Below are 24,208 nucleotides of genomic sequence, written 5' to 3' on the forward strand. Positions count from 1 at the left end.
GGGTCAGGCGCCGGCTTCGGCCCCCAGCAGCGCCAAGGCCCGGGTGCGCAAGGCGATAAGCGTGGGATGATTACGCCTGCGCGGATAGGGCAGTGCGACCGGGATGGTTTCCAGGATACGCGCGGGACGCGGTCCGAACACCACGACCCGGTTGGCCATCAGCAGCGCTTCCTCCACGTCGTGGGTGACCATCAGCACGCTGTAGCGCTTTTCCCGCCACAGGCCGACCAGTTCCCCCTGCATACGGATGCGCGTCAGCGAGTCCAGCTTGCCCAGCGGTTCGTCCAGGATCAACAGACGCGGGTCGTTGACCAGCGCGCGGGCCAACGCCGCGCGCTGCGCCATGCCGCCCGAAAGCTGCCGGGGATAGGCCTGGGCAAACTGCGCCAGCCCCACGCGTTCCAGCACCCCATCGACCCGCCGCCGGCCCCGTTCGTTAAGTAATCCCTGCGCCTGCAGGCCCAGCGCCACGTTTTGCCAGACGGTGCGCCAGGGAAACAGCGTGGGATCCTGGAATACCACCACCCGCGCCGGATCGGGCCGCCGAATAGGCTCGCCGTCTTCCAGCAGTTGGCCGGAAAGCGGATTTTCCAGGCCGGCCACCAGCCTGAGCAGGGTGGATTTGCCGCAGCCCGACGGTCCCAGCAGCGCGATAAACTCGCCGGGCGCCACGCTGATTGAGACCTGCTCCAATACCGGCAATAGCCCGCCGCCAAGATCAAAACCATGGCTGACCCGGTTTATATCCAGTCGCAGACCGGCGCCGGCGCCTGACGGCGTAAAGGTGGACGGAGCGTCGGGCTTATTGATGATCAGGGTCATATGCTGTTTCCTTAAATAAATAGCGAAAGCTTATTGCCGCATAACGATAATTACTTTATGCATATATATCCGGCACTTTTTTCTTCCCCTAACGTAACGCAGTAAAAATTCCATCACAAGCGCACCTATGGTCTAATTAATTATATTTAATTCCAGAATGATATTTACTTATTGAGAATTGCGGCGTAGTTATATTGTCACTTCATCTGCTGAATTAAACGTTTTAGCCGGCAAAGGTAAACGTTAATAATATGCTAAATATCGCCAAACAATGTTAATTGATAATAACATTTATCCCCTGTCAGGCAGCTTAAATGAGAATGGGTTTGATTAATATACTTTATGGCTACACACATTTGAGTATATTCATTGGGAACGCATTTATAAAGAATAAAAACGCATATACCCGCAGCGGATAATGTCGCCGTCATTTTTTGGCTTCTTTATCGGCCAGGCTATATCGCCAAAAATTACCGGGAGGTTATATGACATCCGAGGCATGGGAGCCGGCGGCCTCGTCCGCCGCGGCAGTCTCTGCGCGAGGGCAAGGGCAGGACTTGGGGTTCTGGACCATGGGCTTTTGCGCCGCCGTCGCCTGGGGCGCGGTGGCGGCGCTGATGATCCTCTGGCCGGATAAACCGGTCGGTTTTGCCCGCCCGCTTTATATTGCGCAAACGCACGCCCTGGCGGCGGGCATCGCCCTGTTATTATTATTGTTTTCCCTGGGAGAACGCCTGCCGCTGCTACGCTTGATTATCGCCCCGCTAACGCGCCATGTCCGGTCCGGTGGTAAATGGTTTTTTGCCCTGGCGCTGTTTGTCGCGGCCTGGGAGGTGTCGACCGCCAAGCTGGCGTGGCTGGCGGCGCCGTTTTTCGCGCCGCCGCATGCGCTGGTGGAAGCCTACGCCACCGACTGGCTCCGGCTGGGCGACAGTCTGCTGCACTCCCTGCGTCTGCTGTTCTTCGGTTTTTTATTCGGCAGCCTGAGCGGATTTTTAACCGGCGTCGCCATCGGCTGTTCAAAAAGTCTGGGATATTGGCTGCACCCGATATTACGGTTTCTCGGGCCGGTGCCGTCAACGGCATTATTACCGCTGACGCTTTATTTCTTTCCTTCCAGCTTTTCGGCGGCGATATTCCTGATTGCCCTGGCCACCTGGTTTCCGGTGACGGTATTAACCTGGTCCGGCGTGGCGAGCGTCGATAAAAGTTATTATGACGTGGCACGCACCCTGGGCGCCAAACCCCTGTTTCTGATTACCCGGGTGGTTATTCCAGCGGCGCTGCCGCATGTATTTGTCGGCCTGTTCATGGGGCTGGGCGCCTCTTTTTCGGTACTGGTGGCCGCCGAAATGATGGGAGTGAAATCAGGCCTGGGCTGGTATTTGCAATGGGCGCAGGGTTGGGCCGCTTATTCCAATATGTACGGCGCGCTGATTGTGATGGCGTTATTATTTTCCACCTTGATAACGGTGCTGTTCGCCGTGCGCGATCGTTTGCTGGCCTGGCAGAGCGGGGCGGTGAAATGGTAATTATTGCGGGTTTCGGCACCCATAAATAACGCCGCAAATCGTATTTTTTATATTTTCTTTCGGGAGTCATGATGGCGAATATTAAGGTTACAAGACGGCATTTTTTGCAATCGGCGGGCGTATTGGGCGGCGTGGCCCTGGGCGGAGGGCTATTCTCCGGCTTACCCCTGGCCCGGGCCGTGGGCGCACCCGCCGCCGCGCCGCTGAAAACCGTGCGCATCGCCTGGCATCAGGCCGGCATTTGCCAGGCGCCGATTTCAGTGGCCTATAAAAAGGGGTTTTTCACCAAGTACGGCTTGCAGGTGGAAACGGTCAACTTTACCGACGGCGATACCCCGCTGGTCGCGCTGTCAACCGGCCAGGCCGAGGCCGGCATCGGCATGGCGCTGCGCTGGCTAAAACCCCTGGAGCAGGGGTTTGACGTCGCCCTGACCGTGGGTACCCACGGCGGCTGCATGCGGCTTATCACCGCCAAAAACAGCGGCATTACCCAGGTGCGGGATCTGGTGGGGAAGGCGGTGGCGGTAAGCGACCAGGCAAGCCCGGTAAAAAACTTTTTCGCCATCCAGCTGGCTAAACAGGGATTCCATCCCGACAGCGATGTCAATTGGGTACAATATCCCGAACAGTTGTCCGGCGAGGCGCTGCGCAAGGGCGAGGTACAGGCGATTGCCGCCACCGACCCGCAGGGCTGGCTGATCCGTGAACGCGACGATCTGTTCGAGGTGGCCACCAACCTCAGCGGCGCTTACCATGATCGCACCTGCTGTGTACTGGCGCTAAGCGGCGCGCTGGTGCGCAACGACCCCGGGACCGCCCGGGCGATAACCCAGGCGGTGGTCGACGCCCAGCAGTGGGCGGTGGATAATCCTGAAGAAACCGCCGAGATCTTCGCGCCTTTTCTGCCCAGCACCATCAGCGCGGCGCAGGTCAAGGCCATCCTCGCCGAGCATACCCACGGCCACCACACCACCGGCCATCATCTGCGCGCCGAGCTGGCGGCCTACGTGGATGAACTGAAAACCATTAACGTCATCCGGGCCGATACCGATACCCGTACGTTTATCAATAAAACGGTGCCCGATATTTTAAGCGCGTGACGCCGTCAACCGGCGGTGAGTAAAAATTCCGCCAGCACCATGGCGTGGTTGCGCAGCGTATCCCGCGAGGCATAAAGTAACGTGACATCCCCCGTGGCGGCGCGCGTAGCCAGGGGGCGCCACGCCGCCTCATTGTCCCGCAGCTCCTGGCGGTAAGCGGCGCGGAAACCGTCATAGTCCAGCAAAGAGGCATGAAACGCCTGCCGCAACGCCTGCGACGGCGCGACCTCTTTGCACCATAAATCCATCGGCAGGGCGTTTTTTTTCACCCCGCGCGGCCACAATCGATCAACCAATACCCGGTAGCCGTCGCCGGGTTCAACCGGTTCATAAACGCGTTTGCAATAAATCATCCCGCCTCCGTCGCGACCAGCGCGGTATCGCCTTGGGTGCCGTACCGCGCATGCCTTATTATGCGCAGCGTTCCCGCCGCCCCGCCATCATGCAGCAGCGCCGGCGGCGAAAGCAATATCACCGCGCCGGTTAAACAGCGGCGCGCGCGATGCCGTTATCCCTGAACAAGGTTTTTCAGCCTGCCCGGGTCCTGGCCGGCGCTTTTGCTTTACCCCGCCGGCGGCCGGCGGGGAGCGTTGACCATCATGGCGTGCGTCAGGCGCGCCGGCCGGCTTCCAGGGTCTGCGCGGTCCAGGCCGCCACCTGTTCACTCAGCGTCAGGCCAAGGCCGGGACGGGTGGGCACCAGCATGCGGCCGTCCTTGATCGCCAGGCGTTCATTAAACAGCGGTTCCAGCCATTCAAAATGCTCCACCCAGGGTTCGGTCGGATAAGCCGCCGCGAGGTGCACATGCAGCTCCATGGCGAAATGCGGGGCAATCATCAGGCCGGCATGCTCGGCCAGCGCGGCCACCTTCAGGTATGGCGTGATGCCGCCGACTCTCGGGGCATCAGGCATCAGGTAATCCGCCGCGCGGTTTTTGATAAATTCCCAATGCTCGGCGACGCTGGTCAGCATCTCGCCGGTGGCGATGGGCGTGTCAAACTGCGCCGCCAGGGCCGCGTGGCCTTCCGCGTCGTAACAATCAAGCGGCTCCTCGATCCAGATAAGGTTCAGCGCTTCGAAATGGCGGCACATACGCTGCGCGGTGGGGCGGTCCCACTGCTGGTTGGCGTCCACCATCAGCGGGAAGCTGTCGCCAAGATGCTTGCGGATGGCGCTGACCCGCTGAATATCCAGCGCGCAATCGGGCTGGCCGACTTTCAGCTTGATGCCGCCGATGCCCTTTTCCCGCGAAATATCGGTGTTTTTCATCAGTTGATCGAGGGGCGTGTGCAAGAAGCCGCCCGAGGTGTTATAGCAGCGCACCGAATCGCGCTGCGCGCCCAGCAGACGCGCCAGCGACAGGTTGGCCCGTTTGGCCTTCAGGTCCCATAGCGCCACGTCAAAGGCGCCGATGGCCTGGGTGGCCAGCCCGCTGCGCCCGACCGACGCGCCGGCCCAGCACAGCTTGTCCCACAGTTTGGCGATATCGCTGGGGTTCTCGCCGATAAGCACCGGCGCAATTTCGCCGGCGTGGGCGAACTGGCCGGGTCCGCCGGCCCGTTTTGAATAACTGAAACCCAGTCCTTGATGGCCGTCGCGGGTTTCGATTTCGGCAAATAAAATGGCGATTTCGGTCATGGGTTTTTGCCGGCCGGTAAGCACCTTGGCATCGCTTATCGGATTGGCCAGAGGCAGGAATACCGAGGAAACGCGTACCCAGCTGATGGTATCGTTATCCGCGCATTGAGCAGTGGATGGGGTAATGGACATCATACATTCTCCTGTGAAAGGGATAAAAGTTAGGATTGTTTTGCACCGGCGGCGAAATGTCCGGCGCCGGGCGTCGCCGCGTCCTCGCTGTCGAGGCGGCGCAGTCGGCCGACGATAACCAGATAGGCGAAGGCGCCGAGCAGGCCCATGGCGGCGACATACACCAGCGCCCAATCAAATGAACCGAATTGCTTGATTATCACGCCGATGGCGATGGGGGTAACGATGCTGGCCAGGTTGCCGCACAGGTTAAACATGCCGCCGCTGATGCCCAGGGCGTGCCGGGGGGAGACATCGCCGACGATGCACCAGCCGAGGTTGCCCACGCCTTTGGCGAAAAACGCCAGCGACATCACGGCGATGATCAGCGGAACGGATTGCACATAGTTGGCGATAACGATGCTGCTGGATAATAACAGGCCGCAGATAATGGGGGTTTTCCGTGCCGCGGTCAGGCTGAAACCGCGGCGCAGCATCCAGTCGGACCAGGCGCCGCCGACGATACCGCCAAGACAGCCGGCCACCGCCGGGATGGCCGCCGCCAGCCCCACCTTGAGGATGGTCATGCCCTTGGCCTCGATAAGATAGGTGGGAAACCAGGTCAGGAAGAACCAGGTGATGGAGGTCAGGCAAAACTGCCCCAGGTAGATGCCGAGCATCATGCGATTAGCGCCGATGGTCCTGATCTGGCGCCAGCTGAACGGCGTCGGCGCCTCGCCGATGGACGCCAGGCCGCCGCCGGCTTCGATATAATCCAGCTCCGCCTGATTAACCCGTTTATGCCTGGCCGGGTCCCGCACCACATAAAACCACAGCAGGCCGATCAGGATGCCGGTACCGCCGGTAAAGAAAAACACATGCTGCCAGCCCCAGGTACTGAGCAGCCATAGCATGACAGGGGTAAAAATCGCCAGCGCGGCGTACTGCGCGGACTGGAATACCGCGGTGGCCATGCCGCGCTCGTGCCCGGGGAACCACATCACCGTCAGCCGGTTGTTGGCGGGGAAGGCCGGTGATTCCGCAATGCCCATCAAAAAGCGCAGGACAAACAACGCCAGCAGCGCGGAGCTGAACATATCGACAAAACCCTGCAGAAAGGTCAGCACCGACCAGGCGATCAGGCTGATGCCGAGCACCAGGCGCGAGCCGAAACGATCGAGGATGATGCCGCCTGGAATCTGCATGCCGGTGTAAGCCCAGCCAAAGGCGGAGAAGGCGATGCCCATCGACACGGCGTCGAACCCCAGATCTTTGCGCAACATGGGCGCGGCGATGGACAGGGTGGCACGATCAACATAATTAAAGATGGTCACGAGAAAAATCATCGCGAGTATCAAATAGCGAACATTCGTCTTCGCCGGGACGGTGTTATTGTTCACGTTATTTCCTTTTTGTAGGGTACCAGGCGGCGCTGGGTAGATAAAAAGGAGATGGGGTTCGATATGATTGCGCAATCATTTACGATCGCAGGAACACCAGGTCCGATGACTGACACCGATCATGCTAATATGATTGCGCAATCATTCAATAAAAAGACCTGTTATTTGTGAGCCAATTCATATTAATTTTGTGGTGCCGCGTTCGATCAGGCTAAAACCGGTGTCGATGCGCAGCGGGGCGGGCTCCTGGTTTTTAGCGTTAAAACGCACCAGCAGCGCCTGGGCGACCAGCAGGCCGATCCTGGCGCCGTCCACCCTGACGGTGGAAAGGGCGGGGAATACCTGCGCGGCGCTGGACAGATCGCCAAAACCCATCACCGCCAGCTCATCCGGCACCCGGATCCCCCGGCTGGCCGCCTCGGCGAGCACTCCCTCGGCGATGGTGTCCGAGCTGCAGACGATAACTTCGGGTAAGCCGTGCTGCGCCAGAATGCGCGTTAACCCTTCGCGCCCGGAGGCCAGCGTGGCGGGCGCCGGCATAATCTCGATGGAAACGTCATGCACGCCGCAGGACGCCAGTTCGGCTATCACGCTGCGGCTGCGGCGCAAGCCGCGGGCGTCCTCAAGAGTGAGCAGCGAGAAGCGCCGGTAGCCGCGCTGGAATAAATGATTCGCCACCTCGATACCCACCTGCTCATGGGAAAAACCGATCTGCATATCGATGGGCGCGTCGCTTAAGTCCCAAATCTCCACCACCGGTATGCCCGCTTTGCGCAGCTTCTCGCGGCTTTCATCGGTATGCAGCGTGCCCGCCAGCACGATACCGTCGGGGCGGCGGCCCAGAATGGCGTCGAGCAGTTGCTCCTCCCGTTCGCTGGAATAGCCCGTCAGGCCCAGCAGGGTTTGATAACCCTCGGCGGTCAGGCTGTCCATCAGCGCCTGCACGGTATCGGCGAAAATGGAGTTGGCGATGGTGGGGACAAAAATGGCAATCAGCCGGCTTTTGCGGGTGGCAAGCCCTCCCGCCAGCATATTCGGCACATAGCCGGTGGCGCGCACCGCGGCGAAGACTTTTTCCTGGGCCGCGGGAGAGACCAGCTCCGGGCGGTTCAGGGCGCGCGACACGGTGATGGGGGAAACGCCGGCTATCCTGGCGACATCGATAAGCGTAGGGCTTTGCGCCGACGCGCTGGCGGCGTTTTTAGTGGATTTTTTTACCATAATTACCGTCTTGTTTAACTGCAGTTTCCGCCAAAATACTGTCTTTACCCAACCCCTGAATCCGGCATGCCGCCATGGCAATGCCATCATTGGGCAATAAAAGGCGTCTTGGACATTACCGGTAAAAGAGTAACACATTGCCATGGGAGTATCAGCGGCGGGGGCTATTTATGCGGCTTGCTTCTGAAGAATATCAGCCTCTTGCATTCCCTGGAATCATTTTGGAATAGCGCGCTGAAGCACCGTCGGCGGCCTGCCGCTTAAAGATAAAAGCATCGCCATGGTTGAGACGGGCCGGCGCCACCGGTGTTACCGGACTGCTGACTGCGTTCCCCGCCCTTATTCTGCTCAATCTGCGGGCCGTTGGGGAATATGCTGCTTATTATGGGTGCCTGTGCTGGGCGCCGTTATCGACGGAAGTGCCAACGTTTGCTTTACGGCTAAGGTATGCGAAGCCGCTGCGCATCTTTACCGCGAGCGCTTTTTTGGCAATGAGATATGGCGCCAATATCATAAAATGAGGATGAGCGGGGCGCTATGTCCTTATCAAATTAATCGGGTTGAGTAACTGTTTATATATTTCATCAATACATATTGACATTAACCAGGAAAATGTACCAGAGTGGAGTGGCTGACGCTGATGATTTTTTATCAGCGCGCCGCGTAGGCTGTTATAGATATATTATTTAATGCTTTTAGATGCGTCATTAAAATATTCCACATGAATTATTCCACATGTGTTTAATTTGAACATAGTTTCCAATAATAATAAATAAAACTATTAAGCGTTCTTTGATGCGCAGCAACGAGCGTAATAAGAATGTATCAAATAATGCAATAAGAATGTAATAACAAGTGCGCTAAAGGATGCGATTATGGCATGGGGCAGACCTATGGATAACACTGACTCTAATGGGCGTATTATTTATCGCTCTAACAATCCAACCCGGCTTTGGTGCTATACCCCTTCAATAGTAAAAACGACCAACGGCAGGCTGGTTGTGACCATGGATCTCGGTGGCCCCGGCCTGGATAACCAGGAAGCCAGCAATGGAAGCCGTACAAAACGCCGCGGCATAGGTAAAATATTTATTTCCAACGATCAGGGCCGGCACTGGGCTGAGCAGGGATCCTTTCCCTTCTGGCACGCGCGGCTGTTCGAATGCCAGGGCTGCCTTTACATTATCGGCAACGCTGGCGATCTCTATATCATCAGATCGCAGGACGACGGCTTGACGTGGTCGGCGCCGGCGGCACTGACCCGCAATCAATTGTGGCATGGTTCTGCGACGAATATATTGCAGGAAAACGGCGCTATCTATATGTGCATGGATTTAAGAACCGATTTGGGCATATCCGGCTGGAACGTCGCGGGGCTGACGCCGGTCGTACTGCGGGGCAATGGGCGTGATAATCTGCTGGACAGGTCGGCCTGGACATTTTCCACCGGTTTTTCCTTTAACGAAAAATTCAACTATTGCGCGGCGAGCTTCGGGGAGAATTTTGGTATTCCCTTTTATCCTTCCGAAACCGCCGGTCCACGATCCCTGATGCCGGCCATCAACGCCTCCCCGCCAGGCTGGCTTGAGGGGAATGTGGTCCGAATAACGGATCCTAAACATATCTGGCACGATCCCGCGAATGCAACGCTTTACATCATCATGCGCACCAATACCAACGGCAGCGGTTATGCCGCGGTGCTTAAAGCGGTGGAGCAGCGGGACGGCGGTATCGCCCTGCAGGTCGTTACCGCGCCGTCGGGCAAGTTATTATCGTTTATCCCGTTTCCCGGCGGCAGCCTGAAATTTTTTATCACATACGACACCCTCACCCACTTGTATTGGATGGCATCTTCAATAATCACAGACTCAATGTGTAAATTATCCGCCACGCCGCAGGGAAGGTATAATTTACCGTCGAACCAAAGAAATATTTTAGGGCTTTATTATTCATCCAATTGCATTGATTGGGTGCAGGCGAGCGTTATCAGCAAAGGTGAAACAGAATATCACGCCAGGAATTACCCCTCTTTTGTCATTTCAGGACAGGACATATTTTTGGTGGCGCGGTCCGGCGATTGCTTTGCAAAAAATGGGCAATATACCAACCTAATCACATTTCACATTATCAAAGACTTTCGGTCACTGGTGATTTAGCAAAAGGAGGATGAATGAGCATGAATTATGCCATTTCCGACGCACTGTATAAAAAAGCGTCGAATGTTATTCCCGGAGGCGTGTCCAGTAATAATCGGGCCAACTGGCAACCGCACCCCCTGTTCTATCAAAAAGCGCGAGGGGCATATGTATGGGATGTCGATGAAAATAAATACATAGATTATGTCCTGGGCCGGGGGCCGTTAATTACCGGTCATTCCCATCCCCGTATCCTTGACGCCATTGCGCAGCAATATCAGGCGGGCCAATTTTTCGCCGGGCAAACCGAACTGGAGATTGTCCTGGCGGAAAAAATAAAAGCCCTGGTGCCCGGCGCGGAGATGGTCCGCTTTTGCAATTCCGGCTCGGAGGCGGTGCATGTCGCGCTGCGCCTGGCCAGATCCGCCACCGGCCGTGAAAAAATCATCCGTTTCGAGGGGCATTACCACGGCTGGCTAGACAATATCGCCTGGGGATTCAGTACCCCGGAAGACACCGCCCAAGATACCGGCGCCCTGTTAGCCATGTCGCGTGGGCAACCCGCCGGCGACGCCGGTAATATCCTCGCGTTACGCTGGAACGATACCGACGCGCTGGAGCGCGTGTTAGCCAGTCAGGCCGGGGATATCGCCGCGGTAGTGACCGAGCCCATCATGTTTAACAGCTTCTGGAGCAATATCCTGCCGGAAAAAAACTATCTCGCCAGAATGCGGGAGCTGTGCGACCACTACCGTATTCCGCTGATATTCGACGAAATCCAAACGGGTTTCAGGACAGCTATAGGCGGCGCCCAGGCCAGGTATGGCGTAATCCCCGATATCGCCACCTTCGCCAAGGCGCTGGGCGGTCCGGTTTGCCTGGCGGCTGTCGGCGGTAAAGAACAGTATATGCGATTGCTTGCCGGCGCCCAAACCTTGCATACCGGTACCTATAATGCGTTCCCGCCTTTCCTTGCCGGCGCAATAACTAACCTGGAAATACTCGCCGATAACGGCGGCGCGGAGCTGGCTAGAATTCATCTACTGAGTGAGTCGCTGCGGGCGGGATTACAAGACATTGCCGCCGGCACGGCGTTGCCCCTGCAAGTCAGGGCAAGTCCCGGCGCGGTGACCACCACTTTTCGGGCAGCGCCGGCGGTTGCCCGCGATTATCGTACAGCTCGGCGTGAACTCAGCCATCCGCTGCTCGTCATGTGGCATGCGGCATTGCAGGCGAGGGGCGTCAGGATTACCCCCGAGGGACTATGGTATGTCTCCACGGCCCATTGCGCCGCTGATATCGACTACACCCTTGAGCAAGCCGCCGCCGCGGTTGCGGCGCTGGAACAGACGGGGGGACTCGCATGAGCGGAGCGTGCGTAAATACCGTAGCGATACTACTGGAGCCGGGGCGGTTTTCTTTTGCCAGCCGTCAGCTTGAGGAAGAGGTCGCCCCTGGTTATGTCAGGATAAAAATAAATTATTGCGGCGTTTGCGGTACGGATAAATCATTTTATCTGGGCCACAGGAACGAAGGCTATCCCGTATCGTTAGGGCATGAACATTGCGGTGTGATCAAAGCCGCCGGCGCCGGCGTAATCAACTTGCAGCCAGGCAGCCAGGTGGTTATCGACCCCAACTTTCGCTGCGGTCAATGCCATTATTGCCGGCAAAAAAAAGGCCATCTTTGCGTCAGGGGCGGTGAGCAACATTATACCAACCGTGGGTATGCCGGGTACATAGACATCCATTATTCGTACGTCCATAAATTACCCGCTTACCGGAAAGATCATATCGGCGCGCTTGTAGAGCCCCTCTCGGTGGCGCTTCATGCCGTGGCGTTAAGCAATGTATCGGGCCGTAAAGGCGAAATATTGGTGCTGGGCTGCGGCGGGTTGGGGAGCTTGCTTATTTTCGCGCTGCTCGAAATCACCGGGGCCGATGTTTATATCCATGATCATAATGATTATAAAGTCGACCAATTACGAAGCCTGTATCCGGACCGAATCAAGGCCCCCATGGCCGGGCAGCGCTTTCAACTTATATTCGAAGCGACCGGCGCTTCCCGTGGCTTTCGCCAGGCTTGTGATCTACTGGATAAATGTTCCAGGCTGGTGGTGCTCAGCAGATACCATGCCGATGAGCCGTTTATTCCAGAACGATTACCCTGGAAACAGCCTGAAATCATATTGTGTCATCTGAATGGCGATAGTATCCATATGGCCGACGCCGCGGCGCTGCTGGCGGATAATTGGAGTACGCAGCATGATAATTTACTGAGTTTTCATTCGTTTGAGGATATTAATAATGTTTTTGCTAATTATGGGAAAATAAAATCCAATAAAAAAATCATCACGCATGAGCAGCTTTAAAGCGCGATTCAACCGAGGATAATATGAATATCGTCACGATTATTCCCAGCCGGTTGGCCTCAACCCGGCTACCTAACAAGGCGCTGGCCGATATTAACGGCCTCCCTATGATTGTTCACGTTTGGCGGCGCGGCATAGAAGCCGATCTTGGGCCGGTCATTGTCGCCTGCGGCGATAAAGCGATTGCCGGGGCCATCCGCGACGTGGGAGGTGAGGCGGTCATGACCGATCCACGGCTTAACAGCGGGTCTGACCGGGTATTTGCCGCACTGGAAGCTGTCGACCCGGCAGGCAAATATGAGGTGATCGTGAACCTGCAGGGAGATATGCCCACGGCCAATCCCGCGATGCTGACAACCCTGGTGGCGCCGCTGCGCCGCCCCGGCGCCGAAGTGGCGACGCTCGCATCGGTTATCGCCGCCCCGAACGAGCGGCTTTCCGATAGCGTGGTTAAGGTGGCCGTCTCTATGCCGCCGGGAAGCAAGGCCGGACGGGCCATCTATTTTAGCCGCAACACTATTCCCTGGGGCGGCGGCGAGCATTATCACCATATAGGTCTGTATGCGTACAGGCGCGATGCTTTGACCCGCTTTTCCCAACTGCCGCCCAGTCCGCTGGAACAGCGGGAAAAACTGGAGCAACTGCGGGCATTGGAGCACGGCATGCGCATTGATATTTCCATTGTGGATGTCAATCCCCTGGGCGTTGACACCCTGGATGACCTTAATATAGCGCGCAGTCTCCTGGTCTGAGCCCGCGCCATCATGTTATCAGGAGGAGAAATATATGGATAAGCAAGCGATACTGCATATTGGCGGCAGGGTTATGGTTAAAGAAGCCGATGCGTTATATGCGATAGCCTCGTCACTCGGCAACTCCGGCTTTTATGAGGCGGTTAATTTAATTCATGCGTCCACCGGCCATGTCATTATCCTGGGCGTGGGGAAGAGCGGGCATGTCGGGCGTAAAATTTGTTCCAGCCTGTCATCCATAGGCACCCCAAGTTTTTTTATCCATCCGGTTGAAGCGAAACATGGTGACTTGGGCATGATTACCGCTGATGACATTATTCTCTTAATTTCATATAGCGGCAGAACCGAAGAAATCATGCAGCTTGTCCCTATTTTACATGAACGCGGCGTACCGATAATAGCGATAACGGGGAATAGACTTTCACCCCTGGCGGAAAGTGTGGATATTACCATTGCCTTTGATATCAAGGGCGAGGCCTGTTCCTATGATATCGTGCCCACGGTGAGCGCGAGCGCCACGCTTGCTATCGGGGACGCCATGGCCATTGCGCTTATGGAATTGAGAGGATTTTCCGCGCAGGATTTTTCCAAAAACCATCCGGCGGGCCATTTGGGCGCGCTGTTGGCTGCAAGGTAATCCTCCCTTTTACCCCTTCGCCCTGCATCAGAGATAGCGTGGTGCTGGTGGTTGAAGCACGCCTTCCGGCGTGCTCCCGGCAGTTAATGCGCCGGCTGCGCCGCCGCTGCCGGATCGTGTTTTTTGCAGTCCGTGAGCGCGCCGCAATAGGCATCCAGCAGTTTCAGCGTGACGCCGTTGGTCCAGCCGAAGCCGTCCTGCAGCGCATATTCGCCGCCGCCGCCGCCGCCGCCCAGTCCTTTGCCTTCGACCACATATTTTTCCACCAGCTTGTGCTGCGCGTCATACAGATTTTGCACATTTTTAAGAAAACGGGTGCCGATGGACTGCGCCAGGGCGTCCTGGCCGTAATTTTGCAGCCCTTGTACCGCGACCCACTGCAAGGGCGCCCAGCCGTTGGGCGCATCCCATTGCTGGCCGTTATTGACGGTGGTGGTGGTTAATCCGCCTTCTTTCAGCAACTGGTCGCGCACCGCCTGCGCGGTACTGACCGCACGCTCGCGCGGCGCGATACGCACAAACAGCGGGAATACCGTGGCGGCGGTGATCGGGCGGGTGATTTTTTTCTGCCGCCAGTCATAATCGGTGTAATAACCGTCCTGCTGGTTCCACAGCACGCGGTTGATGGCGTGGCTGCGCGCGTCGGCCAGCCGGGTATAGCGCAGTTCGTCCCCGGACGCGCCGGCGGCCTTGCTGGCGCGGGACAGCGTCTGCTCCAGATGGAACAGCAGGGCGTTCAGATCCACCGGGATAATGTCGGTGGTATGGATAGTGGCGAGATCATGGGGATCGGTCAGCCAGCGCGAGCTGAAGTCCCAGCCGGAGGCGGCGCCGGCGCGCAGGTCGCGGTAGACTTCCGCCGCCGGCCGGTTTTTCGCCCTGGCGGCGGTGGCGATATCCTCCATCCAGGACTCGGTGCGCGGCACGTCGCGATCGTCCCAATACCGGTTAAGCAGGCCGCCGTCGTCCAGGCGCACCACGCGTTCGGCGGCGGCGCCCTTGGCGAGGCCGTCGGCGCCGCGCATCCAGTAGTCGTATTCTTTTTTCAGCTGCGGCAGGTAGCGCGCATACACCGCGTCGCCTTCCTGCGCGGCGAGCAGTTCCACCATAAACGAGAAAAACGGCGGCTGGGAGCGGCTCAGGTAATAACTGCGGTTGCCGTTGGGGATATGACCGTAGGTATCGATTTCATGCGCGAAATTATCGGTCATGTTTTTGACCCGTTCCCAGTTGCCGCTTTCGGCCAGGCCCAGCATGGTAAAATAACTGTCCCAATAATACACTTCCCGAAAGCGGCCGCCGGGCACCACATAGCTTTCCGGCAGCGGCAGCAGTGAATCAAAGGGCGGCACGCTATCGGTTTTACGGGTCAGCACCGGCCAAAGCCCGTCGATATGCGCCCGCAGGGTCTGTCCCGCAGGCGGCTGGTAGGGTTTGCCTTCGCCGGGCAGGATAAAATGGGTCGCGACAAAACGCTTGAGATCGAACCCGGCCTGGGCGTGCTGATCCTGATACTGCGCCAGGATGGCGGCGGGGTTCTCCCGCGGCACCGCGTCGGCAAAGGTTTTCTGATCGGGGAAAATTCTGGCCTGCTGCACCGCCTCGAACAACGGCCCAAAAAGAATATCGGGCGGCAGCACCGCCGCCGCGGGGGCCAGGGGACCGGACTCGACCGGCTGGGGCGCGGCCATGGCGGTAACAGCGGGGCCGGCACCGGCCGCCAGAACTATCGCCAACAGTATGTTCCTTAATCCAACTGAATAAGGCGCCAGCATGGGTATCTCCTTTTGGATAGGGCGCCGCCCGCCATTGAACCGGCCGCGGCGCGGGGAGGGCATTGTTATGCCTTTGAATAGACAAGATTTAGCAATTTTAGCCGGATTTAACGCCGGCGATGGGATATTTGACCAAAAATGGGGGCTGGTTCAAAGTATTGGCGGGATAATTCTATTTCCAGCACTCTATATCTTTTATCGTTGAGTTATTTTTTCCTGCGGTATCCGCTTATTGTTGCGTATGTTTCATCAGATCGGCGGCGCGGGTATAATAATGATAAGAGTATTTATTTTGCGAACATGTTATTGTAATTTATTGGAAAATAATTTCTTATTAATATTAAATATATAATGAATATTTCTCAGCGTTTGCAGGTCATAAGTCGCTTAACGTCTTAACGGATAATTCCGCACTATTCATGGCGAATATTCCCTGACCACAGGATAAGCGTTAAGCCGGTCCGGAGGGTGTCCAGCCGGCAGGGGCAACCCTGCCCGGCTCCAGCCCGCCCGGCTGGTAATGGACAACCGCACCGGCGACTACCGCGTTATGGCAAGGTCAAGCGGGGCGGCGCCGGGTTTCAGCGTCTGCGGTTCCCGGCCGGCCCGGAACAACACCGCGTCGTAAGGCCCCGCCAGCCGCGTCTCGCCGTCGGCGACCGTCAGCCAGTCGCCCTCCGGCAGGCCGATCACGGTCATCTCCGGCCGGGCACGCAGCAGCTCGGCCAGGCGCTGGTTGCGCGTTTCCCCCTGATGTCCGGCGGGCAACTGATTGGTATAGTGGGGATTGATCTGGTAGTCCACCAGTCCCAGGGACGCAAAACCGCCCGGATCGACGATCGGCATATCATTGGTGGTGCACAGCGTGGGGCAGGCCAGGTTGGCCCCGGCGCTCCAGCCGATATAGGCCGCGCCCTGGCGCACGCGCTCGGTGATGGCCCCCAGCAGCCCGCGCTCGCGGCAGCATTTCAGCAGATGAAAGGTATTGCCGCCGCCGACGATAATCGCCTCGGCGCGGGCCACCGCCGCCGCCGCGTCATCCAGCGTGTGTACGCTTGTCAGCTCGATGCCCAGCGGCGCCATGGCCTGGCGTACCTTGGCGGTATAATCGTCCCATGCGACGGTGACGCCGGCAAAGGGTACAAACAGCGCCTTGCGGCGGTTCTTTAACAGCGCGCGCATCGGATCGACGGCATGGGCCAGATAGCCGTGGCCGGGCAGCACCGAATTACTCAGTAACAGCAGTTCCATACATCCACTCCTTAATGAATTACCATGGCGGCTTTGCCGGTCGCGGCGCCATGGCTTCCATGGCTACAGCAGGGCGGCCAGCAGGCGGGCCAACAGGGCGTTCGATAATATCACCGGCAGGCCGGTGGCTTCACGCACTATCCGGCGATGCTGTTCGGTATAGCCCATGCAGTCCATGACAATCACGTCCGCGGCCTGGGTCTTCAGCGCCAGGGCGGCGGCGGTCAACTGCTGCGGCGTACTGTTGTACGGCGACGCGGCGGCATACACCGGCGGACGCGCCAGGGCGCGCCATTTTGCGCCTTCGCTCGCCATCTGCTCGGGCAACGGCACCAGGATGCCGGCCTGGCGCCCGTTCGTCAGCGCCGTTACCACCGGCGGCACCAGCAAATCGGGTTCCAGCAGCCAGGCCTGCCCACAGCCCAGACCGTGGAATTCACCGGTGCATAACAGCGCGATGGTGCGGCAGCCCACATGTTCAAGTTCATTGAGTTTTGCCTGGACCGCCTCGCGAACCGCGCTTTTACCCAGGATCACGGCGCTGCCGTCCAGCAGCCGGGTCGTCAGCACCGCCTCGCCGGGCCGGACGGGAAAGCGCCGGGCGATAGTGGCGTGATCCAGGCCGTCGAGCACGCCCAGATGGATGCATTCCACCCCCGCGGGCAGGTGCTCGGTCAGGATAGGGGTAATATCGGCGCGCGGCGCCTGGCCGATGGTCAGGGTACCCAGTAAGGTTGCGGACATAACGACCTCGCTTATCGACGTTGCTGTAAATGGGCCAGGGAACCATACAGTTCCAACAGGCGGGCGTATTCGGCGCTATCGTAAAAACTGCAGGTGCCGCGGGTAAACTCCTTGGCGACTTCCACCACGAATTTGGCGGCGGCGGCGATATCGGTTTCCTGGCTGGCGCCGGTGCCGCAGCCGGGTACCGCGCTTTGCGCGCAAATGGCCACGCCCACCACCGGCGCCGCCGTAGCGATGGACGGCTGCAGGATACTGTTGAGATGGAAAACGCCGTTGCCGTAGGGAGTAATATCCTGCGTGGTAATGGGAAAGGTCACCGGCAGCCGTCCGCTGGTCATTTCCATAATGCGCAGCAGATCTTCCGCCACGCGCAGGATGTAGCCCTGTTTCACCGTGGGCGACAGGGCAAACCCATTATGGTTGATGATACGATTACCCTTGGTGGTGTCGATGGACAGCACCGCGTCCATTTCCGGCAGCACTTCCTGCGCGTTCATCTCTTCGGTTTCCACCGGCGAATCCATAAAATCCACCGGCTCATGCGGCCGGGTCGGCGCGTCGGGGCAAATATGGGTGGTGATGATCACATCGCCGGGCAGGCTATCGCCCTGGGTTTGCATATGCGCAAGCTTAACGGCGGCGGCGATGGCGGCTACGGCGCCGTCGGCGTCGGATACCAGGCCGATGCGGGTAGGGCGCGCGCCGATGCCGCCCAAACGCCCGACAATACCCAGCGTGGGAGCCGCGCCGCCGCCGCGTTTCCCCTGGGTGCCGGGGATAACGACTTTGACGAAATCGGTTTTGCCCTTGGGGCCGCTGATTTCGGTAATGCTGACCTGGGCCGCGGGATAGCCGGCCAGCAGTTGCGCCACTGTCTGCCCGCTGGCAAAGGCGGAGTCGAATGCTTCAAATACGTGCAGGGTCTGTAATAAAGTCATAAATATCTCTCAACGAAGGGTCAGGATAGCCCGGGTTGCAAAAACGCCATGGCCCGCGGATACCGCGTTATTTACCGCTCTTGCCGGCAAAAACCGAATTAAAGAAGCTGAACAGGGCATCGCCGGCAATCAGTCCGGCGGCAAAGACCTCCAGCTGATGACGGCGCTGCTCACCGCCAAGGCGCAGCACCACCAGGCGTATGGCGATACCGATCAATACCGCCCACCCGGCCAGCGGATTGGCAATCAGCAGGCCGGTGGCCAGCAGTACGCCCAACTGGCGCGAAGACCCGCCTATCCATTGGATCAGGGCGCCCGGCACCGCCCAGATCAGCAGTGATTTGGCAATGTCCGTGGACACGCCGGCCTGGATGGTGGCGGCATACACTTTAGCCACCGGCGGCACCAGCCCCTTGGCGAAGTAGCCCTGGTAGCTGAGGTAGACCACCGGCATGGCGATAACAAAGGCGATCAGGGCGGCGAACAGCTGCTGGCGGCGTCCTTCCAGCTCAAAAGCGATATCGGCGTTATTGCCGCGCAGGATAAACCCGGCTTTCAGATCGTATCCCATATCGGCGAACGCCGGCCCGGTGGCCACCGAGAAACCGCACAGCATGACCAGCGCCACCGGCGGAAACCCAATCATGATGCCGATAATCAGGGTAATAAGCGCCACGGCAAAAGCCGGGAACCAGCCGGAATGCATGGCCGCCAGGCCGACGATCAGTTCATGGATAAACGCGGCGAAAGCGGCATAGACGATAAAGGCCAATAACATGCCCATCGGCATTGCGGTATACAGCCCGCCGCCCAGCGCAATCAGCGCGGCAATAAGGATATACCCTGCCGCGCCAAGCCCGAGGGAGCCGAGAATATGGCGGCGGTCGGCGTCCGCCGCGCTCAGCGCATCGGCGGTGGCGGTGGCGCGATCGAGTTTCTTACCGCGGATCATGGCGATCACCTGGCACAGCGCCACCAATCCGGCGCCGATCATCATGCCGTGGGGAATATAGTTTTTATTAATATCGAACCCGGTTAACGGCAGGCTGTAGCCGCGGATCAGCAGGCCGACGCCGAACATCGACAACGCCCAGATATTACCGATAAACGCCGTGCCCAGCGCCGCCATGGGGAACTTAAACCAGGAACCGACGGCGCCTATCAGCAAGCCGGCGCCGAGAATGCCCGCCTGTTGCCCACCCTGATCGCCGGCCTTGATGGATTCCGCCGCGGCGACGCCCGGCGGCCAGGCGCCGGCGGCCGGAAATACCGTGGTGTTGAACATGCGGTAGAGCAGATAACCGTCCAGCAGCATGGCCAGCGAAACGCCGATAAACATCGGCAGCACGAGATCCGGCCGGCCGAAAATATAAGGAATGCCGATGGGCAGCAGCAAGCTGTTGGCCGCGCCGAACGTGGCGGATGAAATGGCGCTTTGCGCCAGGTTCTGGATATGTATGGAGCGGAAACGTTTGAACAGCTGGAGCGGCACCCGGGCGATGATCATCGCCACCAGCGCGCCGATAATCGAGGTATTGGGCGTGACGCCAAGCGTAGTCAGCAGCTGGATGCCGATGACCGCGCCAAAGATGCTGAGCACCGTGAGAAACAGCAAGGTGCCCGGGTTAAAGCTGCTGGGATGCTGACGATGTGACATAAACCACTCCTGAAAAATAAAGCAAAATAACGGCGAAATGCGGCCACGGGATCCTGCGTCCGGCGGTTAGCGAAACCAGTAGGGGTCGCCGACCTTTTTGCCGATTTGCATCGCCGCCGCGCACAACAGCCGGGAAAGACGCTGGATTTCCGTGTCATCCGCCATCGAGGCCGGAAAGGTCAGGCAAAACGCCACGGTTTCGCCGCTGTGGGGGTCGCCCACCGCGCAGCTGACCGACGCCGCGCCGGCCACCGCTTCGTTAACCGCCGACGCCCAATGGCAGCGGCGCACGACGGCCAGCCGATCCATCAGCTGGGTGAAATGCATCGGCAGGTCGTTGGCGGGCGACAGCACGGCGCGGAACTGGGCGTTCAACTGGGTATCCGGCAGCCGGGCCAGCAGCGCGCGGCCGGTGGAGGTGCCCCAGGCCGGCGAGCGGGATCCCGCGTTGCGGATCACCCGCAGCGCGTGCACGCCTGGGATAACGCGCAGTACCAGCACATCGTTGCCGTCAAGCACCGACAGGTAACCGGTATGCCCGGTTAATCCGCACAGTTCGCGCAGCGCCTGTTCGATAAGATCCGTTAATGAGGAATTGCGCCGCACCAGATGGGTCACTTCCAGCAGCATCAGTCCGGGCTGGTAGGCGAGCGAGCTGGCGTCCCGGTCCAAAAAGCCCGCTTCGGCCAGTTGCTTGAGCACGCGGGAGGCGGTGCTTTTGGGAAATTGCAAATGTTCGACCAAATCGGTCACCGTCACGCCGCGTTTCAGGGTGCTCATCAGGCGCAAAATCGCGGCGGTACTGTTCAGTATGCTCATGCTTATCTCATAAAATGGAACTCGGTCCCGTTATATAAGATAAGCAAAGGACGTGCCAGTAGCGTTGTAATTATATCTAATTGATAAATGTTGGATATTTTTTAGAAGCCTGCTTCTTGGCGATATCCCATGTAAAAGGGTGCGCACTAAATGAGTGCTTTTGCACCATGATGAGGCGCCGGCTCCCCGCTAAGCCGGGCATCGATGCGGCGTGCCCAAGCGATGCCGCCGTCGCGCCATCCGCGGCAAAAATTAATTTGGCGCGGAAATGAATCAAAGGAATCATTTTGTCGCATCGTCTTCCCGACGGCGCCCTTCGCCAGCCGTACCTGCCGCCGCGAAAATGAATCAATTGAATCATTAGTAATCATTTTTGGCATACCTGTTGCAATCATGCTTATGACGATATGCATTAGGGACCCCTTTTATGGATCAGCTCACGCTCACTCAGGCCATTAATGCCCAGTACGAGTCCCTGCCGAAACAGGTGCGGCTGGCGGCCAGATTTGTCCTGGATCACCCGCAGGAAGTGGCGGTGATGTCCATGCGTGAACAGGCGCGGCTGGCGGGGATCCCGCCCTCCACCATGACACGGCTGGCCAAGCGCCTTGGACTCAAAGGGTATGACGATATCCGCGCTGTTTTTGTCAACGCGGTGCGCGCGAAAGGCTATGAATACGGCTCAAGGGTGCCGGCGCTGGTGGAAATGAAACAGAAGGTGGGCGAGTCTTCCCTGCTGCTGGAGCTGGCCAACACCACTGCCGGGCATATCCAGGCATCCTGCCGGGACGACAACCTTGCCGCCATGGTGCGCGCCGCCGCCATCCTAGCGCAGGCGCGGGATATTTATTGTCTTGGCCTGCGCTCGTCTTTCCCGGTGGCGTTTCATTTTTGCCATGTGGCGTCCTATTTCAAGGATAACGTCCATTTGGTGGAAGGGGCCGGGGAGAGCGGCGTCATGGCGCTGATGCGCACTCTCGGACCAAAAGACGCCCTGCTGGTCTCCTGCCTGTCGCCTTATTCGCGGCGCACGGTGGCCCTGACCCGCTACCTGTCCCAGCAAAAGGTGAAAATCGTCGCCATCAGCGATAACGCCAGCTCGCCGGTGGCGCGTCTGGCCGGTGAGACCATCCTGGTGAAAAAAAAGACCGCCTCTTTTTTCGACACCATAACGCCTGCCTTTATGGTGAGCGAATTACTGGTGGCGCTGATGGCCGCCACCTCGAAAGTGGATGTACGCGCCCTGGTCAGCGAGACCGAGGAAACGCTATGGGCAATGGGGGAGTGGTGGAGCGTGGATTGACCCGCCGCCGCTACCCACGTTTTTAGACAACCAGTACAGGACATGACTATGACCCGCTATAAACCGGAACTGACCACCGCGCCGAAACACGGCCATAAAAGCCTGCTGTATTCGGAAGTGGTTACCGACCTCAATACCCTGGAGTCGGTGGATATCGCCGTGCTGGGTATCCCCTACGGTTCGCCTTACTCCATCGATGAGGTGACCAACGACCAGACCAATGCGCCCACCGCCGTGCGCCAGGCCACCGATCGCGCCGTGCGCAGCATCGAGCGCTATGATTTCGACATCGGCGGCCCGCTGATGGACAACCAGCCAATCCGGATGGTGGACTGCGGCGATATCGCCGGCGACGCGCGTGAACTGGGCGGCCATTATGACGCCGCCGAAGCGGTGGTGCGCAAAATCATTTCCCTGGGCGGCATGCCGCTGGTGATAGGCGGCGACCATGGCATACCCATTCCGGTATTGCGCGCGCTTGACACCCTGGGCCCCATTACCCTGGTCCATATTGATGCGCATCTGGACTGGCGCCAGGAGGTTAACGGCGTGACCGACGGTTACTCCAGCCCGATACGCCGCGCCTCGGAAATGGCGCATATCGGCGAAATTTTCCAGATCGGCCTGCGCGCCAACGGCTCGGCCCGCCAGGAGGAAGTGGACGCCGCGCTGGCGTATGGCGCGCATCTTATTACCGCCCACGAACTGCACGATGAGGGCGCGCAGTCGGTGCTCGATCGTATACCCGACGGCGGAAACTACTACATTACCCTCGATGCGGACGGTATCGATCCTACTATTATGCCTGCCGTCAACGGCCCGGCCCTGGGCGGCGTCACCTATTGCGAGGCGCGGAAAATCATCCACGGCCTGGTGAAAAAGGGCCGGGTGGTGGGCATGGATATCGTTGAGATCACGCCGAAAAAAGACCTGAACGGCATTACCGCCATTACCGCCTGCCGTTTTTTTGTCAACCTGATCGGCATGGCGGTGAGAGCGGGGTATTTCAGGAAATAACATCTAAGCCATTACTGCCGGCGCCGGCGCGGGTGCGGCGCCGGACCTGGTTCCTTTTTTCGTCTACACAGGATAATCGTTATGAAAAGACACTTCGTGATAGCGCTGCTGATGGGCGCGCTGGCCGCTTTTACACTGACGGCGGCCAACGCCGCTGATGTGCTCGATAACATCATGAGCCAGAAAACGCTGCGCGTGGCGGTGCCGGTGGATTACCCGCCCTATGGGTACGTAGGCGGCGATATGGCGCCGCAGGGGCTGGATATCGACGTGGCCAATCTGCTCGGGCAAAAGCTGGGCGCCAAGGTGATCCTGGTGCCGGTTACCGGACCGAACCGGGTGCCCTACCTGCAAACCGGTAAAGCGGACATGACCATCTCGTCGCTGGGCAAAACCGCCGAGCGGGCCAAGGTTATCGACTACAGCATCGCCTACGCGCCGTTTTTTGACGCGGTCTTCGGCGCCGACAAGACCCAGGCGGCCAATTTCGGCGAACTGGCCGGCAAAACCGTCGCCGTGACCCGCGGTTCAATGCAGGACGAAGAGCTAAGCCGGCTGGCGCCGGACGCGCAGGTAAAACGCTTTGAGGATAATAACAGCACCATCTCCGCTTTCCTGTCGGGCCAGACGCAGCTGGTGGCCATCGGCACCACGGTTGCCGCCGCGATGAAGCAAAAGCATCCGCAGTTGGACCTGCACCTGAAGGTAATTTTATCCAATTCGCCTTGTTACGTCGGGTTGCCAAAAGACCAACCCGCCCTGCTGGCCAAGGTCAACGAAATCCTGCGCGCCGCCAAGGCCGACGGCACCCTGGATAAGATTTCGCAAAAATGGCTGGGCGCCCCGGCGGGCGACCTGCCGGAATAAACCGGGATGCCGGCGCGCGGCATGACGATGACCACGGAGCGCGCACCGGCGCAGGGTCTGATGAACACCAGCGGACCCTGGCGGGCCCGGCTGGTTGACGACGCCAACAGGCCAC

General features: G+C 58.7%; 22 protein-coding genes and 1 pseudogene. 11 read left to right on the plus strand and 12 right to left on the minus strand.

What is annotated here, in order from left to right; translation table 11 throughout:
• Nucleotides 1-3: 3 nt before the first annotated feature.
• A complete protein-coding gene (locus ACL2XG_RS01680; RefSeq protein WP_410016799.1) occupies nucleotides 4-816 on the minus strand; it encodes an ABC transporter ATP-binding protein in 813 nt (270 codons plus the stop codon).
• Nucleotides 817-1,307: 491 nt separating this feature from the next.
• Between ACL2XG_RS01680 and ACL2XG_RS01685 the strand changes: the two genes are divergently transcribed.
• Both ACL2XG_RS01685 and ACL2XG_RS01690 read left to right on the plus strand, forming a co-directional pair.
• Nucleotides 1,308-2,354, plus strand: a complete 1,047-nt coding sequence (locus ACL2XG_RS01685; protein ID WP_413723042.1) for an ABC transporter permease — start codon at nucleotides 1,308-1,310, stop codon at nucleotides 2,352-2,354.
• Between the two features lie 68 nt (nucleotides 2,355-2,422).
• Nucleotides 2,423-3,454, plus strand: a complete 1,032-nt coding sequence (locus ACL2XG_RS01690; RefSeq protein WP_413723041.1) for an ABC transporter substrate-binding protein — start codon at nucleotides 2,423-2,425, stop codon at nucleotides 3,452-3,454.
• Between the two features lie 5 nt (nucleotides 3,455-3,459).
• On the opposite strand, the gene ACL2XG_RS01695 is transcribed toward ACL2XG_RS01690, so the two are convergent.
• The 4 genes from ACL2XG_RS01695 to ACL2XG_RS01710 form a co-directional block, all read right to left on the minus strand.
• Nucleotides 3,460-3,807, minus strand: coding sequence for a DUF488 domain-containing protein (locus ACL2XG_RS01695; RefSeq protein ID WP_410014681.1), 348 nt, complete (start codon nucleotides 3,805-3,807; stop codon nucleotides 3,460-3,462).
• Nucleotides 3,808-4,063: 256 nt separating this feature from the next.
• Nucleotides 4,064-5,227, minus strand: coding sequence for an L-talarate/galactarate dehydratase (locus ACL2XG_RS01700; protein WP_410014682.1), 1,164 nt, complete (start codon nucleotides 5,225-5,227; stop codon nucleotides 4,064-4,066).
• 26 nt (nucleotides 5,228-5,253) lie between these two features.
• Nucleotides 5,254-6,549, minus strand: a complete 1,296-nt coding sequence (locus ACL2XG_RS01705) for an MFS transporter (RefSeq protein ID WP_413723452.1) — start codon at nucleotides 6,547-6,549, stop codon at nucleotides 5,254-5,256.
• A 231-nt stretch (nucleotides 6,550-6,780) separates the two neighbouring features.
• The gene (locus tag ACL2XG_RS01710) at nucleotides 6,781-7,824 is read right to left on the minus strand and encodes a LacI family DNA-binding transcriptional regulator (protein WP_413723040.1); all 1,044 of its coding nucleotides are present in this window, start codon (nucleotides 7,822-7,824) and stop codon (nucleotides 6,781-6,783) included.
• A 1,007-nt stretch (nucleotides 7,825-8,831) separates the two neighbouring features.
• Between ACL2XG_RS01710 and ACL2XG_RS01715 the strand changes: the two genes are divergently transcribed.
• The 6 genes and pseudogenes from ACL2XG_RS01715 to ACL2XG_RS01740 all read left to right on the plus strand — a co-directional run bounded on the left by ACL2XG_RS01715 (nucleotide 8,832) and on the right by ACL2XG_RS01740 (nucleotide 13,719).
• Nucleotides 8,832-9,980, plus strand: a complete 1,149-nt coding sequence (locus tag ACL2XG_RS01715; RefSeq protein ID WP_413723039.1) for a sialidase family protein — start codon at nucleotides 8,832-8,834, stop codon at nucleotides 9,978-9,980.
• Between the two features lie 14 nt (nucleotides 9,981-9,994).
• Complete coding sequence (locus ACL2XG_RS01720; protein WP_413723038.1) at nucleotides 9,995-11,326, plus strand: aspartate aminotransferase family protein; 1,332 nt, start codon at nucleotides 9,995-9,997, stop codon at nucleotides 11,324-11,326.
• Nucleotides 11,323-11,673 (plus strand): annotated as a pseudogene (locus ACL2XG_RS01725) (alcohol dehydrogenase catalytic domain-containing protein); the annotation flags it as partial. The gene ACL2XG_RS01720 and the pseudogene ACL2XG_RS01725, both read left to right, overlap by 4 nt.
• Nucleotides 11,674-11,778: 105 nt before the next feature.
• The gene (locus ACL2XG_RS01730) at nucleotides 11,779-12,330 is read left to right on the plus strand and encodes a hypothetical protein (protein WP_413723552.1); all 552 of its coding nucleotides are present in this window, start codon (nucleotides 11,779-11,781) and stop codon (nucleotides 12,328-12,330) included.
• Nucleotides 12,331-12,353: 23 nt separating this feature from the next.
• Nucleotides 12,354-13,082 carry a 3-deoxy-manno-octulosonate cytidylyltransferase gene (locus tag ACL2XG_RS01735; RefSeq protein WP_413723037.1) on the plus strand — a complete coding sequence of 243 codons (729 nt, stop codon included), beginning with the start codon at nucleotides 12,354-12,356 and terminating at the stop codon, nucleotides 13,080-13,082.
• Between the two features lie 34 nt (nucleotides 13,083-13,116).
• The gene (locus tag ACL2XG_RS01740; protein ID WP_413723036.1) at nucleotides 13,117-13,719 is read left to right on the plus strand and encodes a KpsF/GutQ family sugar-phosphate isomerase; all 603 of its coding nucleotides are present in this window, start codon (nucleotides 13,117-13,119) and stop codon (nucleotides 13,717-13,719) included.
• Nucleotides 13,720-13,802: 83 nt separating this feature from the next.
• On the opposite strand, the gene treA is transcribed toward ACL2XG_RS01740, so the two are convergent.
• From treA to ACL2XG_RS01775, 7 genes are all read right to left on the minus strand, one after another.
• The gene (treA, locus tag ACL2XG_RS01745; RefSeq protein ID WP_413723035.1) at nucleotides 13,803-15,494 is read right to left on the minus strand and encodes an alpha,alpha-trehalase TreA; all 1,692 of its coding nucleotides are present in this window, start codon (nucleotides 15,492-15,494) and stop codon (nucleotides 13,803-13,805) included.
• A gap of 540 nt (nucleotides 15,495-16,034) precedes the next feature.
• Complete coding sequence (gene pepE / locus ACL2XG_RS01750) at nucleotides 16,035-16,745, minus strand: dipeptidase PepE (RefSeq protein WP_410014691.1); 711 nt, start codon at nucleotides 16,743-16,745, stop codon at nucleotides 16,035-16,037.
• Nucleotides 16,746-16,808: 63 nt separating this feature from the next.
• Nucleotides 16,809-17,489, minus strand: coding sequence for an AroM family protein (locus ACL2XG_RS01755; protein WP_413723034.1), 681 nt, complete (start codon nucleotides 17,487-17,489; stop codon nucleotides 16,809-16,811).
• A gap of 11 nt (nucleotides 17,490-17,500) precedes the next feature.
• Nucleotides 17,501-18,430, minus strand: a complete 930-nt coding sequence (locus ACL2XG_RS01760; protein WP_413723033.1) for a DUF1177 domain-containing protein — start codon at nucleotides 18,428-18,430, stop codon at nucleotides 17,501-17,503.
• A gap of 67 nt (nucleotides 18,431-18,497) precedes the next feature.
• Entirely contained in the window at nucleotides 18,498-20,087 is a 1,590-nt protein-coding gene (locus ACL2XG_RS01765) for an OPT/YSL family transporter (protein WP_413723032.1), read from the minus strand.
• Between the two features lie 66 nt (nucleotides 20,088-20,153).
• Entirely contained in the window at nucleotides 20,154-20,906 is a 753-nt protein-coding gene (locus tag ACL2XG_RS01770) for an IclR family transcriptional regulator (protein ID WP_410014695.1), read from the minus strand.
• Nucleotides 20,907-21,052: 146 nt separating this feature from the next.
• The gene (locus ACL2XG_RS01775; RefSeq protein ID WP_413723031.1) at nucleotides 21,053-21,319 is read right to left on the minus strand and encodes a hypothetical protein; all 267 of its coding nucleotides are present in this window, start codon (nucleotides 21,317-21,319) and stop codon (nucleotides 21,053-21,055) included.
• A 14-nt stretch (nucleotides 21,320-21,333) separates the two neighbouring features.
• Between ACL2XG_RS01775 and ACL2XG_RS01780 the strand changes: the two genes are divergently transcribed.
• The 3 genes from ACL2XG_RS01780 to ACL2XG_RS01790 all read left to right on the plus strand — a co-directional run bounded on the left by ACL2XG_RS01780 (nucleotide 21,334) and on the right by ACL2XG_RS01790 (nucleotide 24,093).
• Nucleotides 21,334-22,209 carry a MurR/RpiR family transcriptional regulator gene (locus ACL2XG_RS01780; protein ID WP_410014697.1) on the plus strand — a complete coding sequence of 292 codons (876 nt, stop codon included), beginning with the start codon at nucleotides 21,334-21,336 and terminating at the stop codon, nucleotides 22,207-22,209.
• Between the two features lie 48 nt (nucleotides 22,210-22,257).
• Nucleotides 22,258-23,226: an agmatinase gene (locus ACL2XG_RS01785; RefSeq protein ID WP_410014698.1), complete on the plus strand. Its 969-nt coding sequence runs from the start codon at nucleotides 22,258-22,260 to the stop codon at nucleotides 23,224-23,226.
• Nucleotides 23,227-23,307: 81 nt separating this feature from the next.
• The gene (locus tag ACL2XG_RS01790) at nucleotides 23,308-24,093 is read left to right on the plus strand and encodes a transporter substrate-binding domain-containing protein (protein WP_410014699.1); all 786 of its coding nucleotides are present in this window, start codon (nucleotides 23,308-23,310) and stop codon (nucleotides 24,091-24,093) included.
• Nucleotides 24,094-24,208: the final 115 nt, after the last annotated feature.

The organism is Sodalis sp. RH24, assembly GCF_047324145.1.
Classification (GTDB): domain Bacteria; phylum Pseudomonadota; class Gammaproteobacteria; order Enterobacterales; family Enterobacteriaceae; genus Acerihabitans.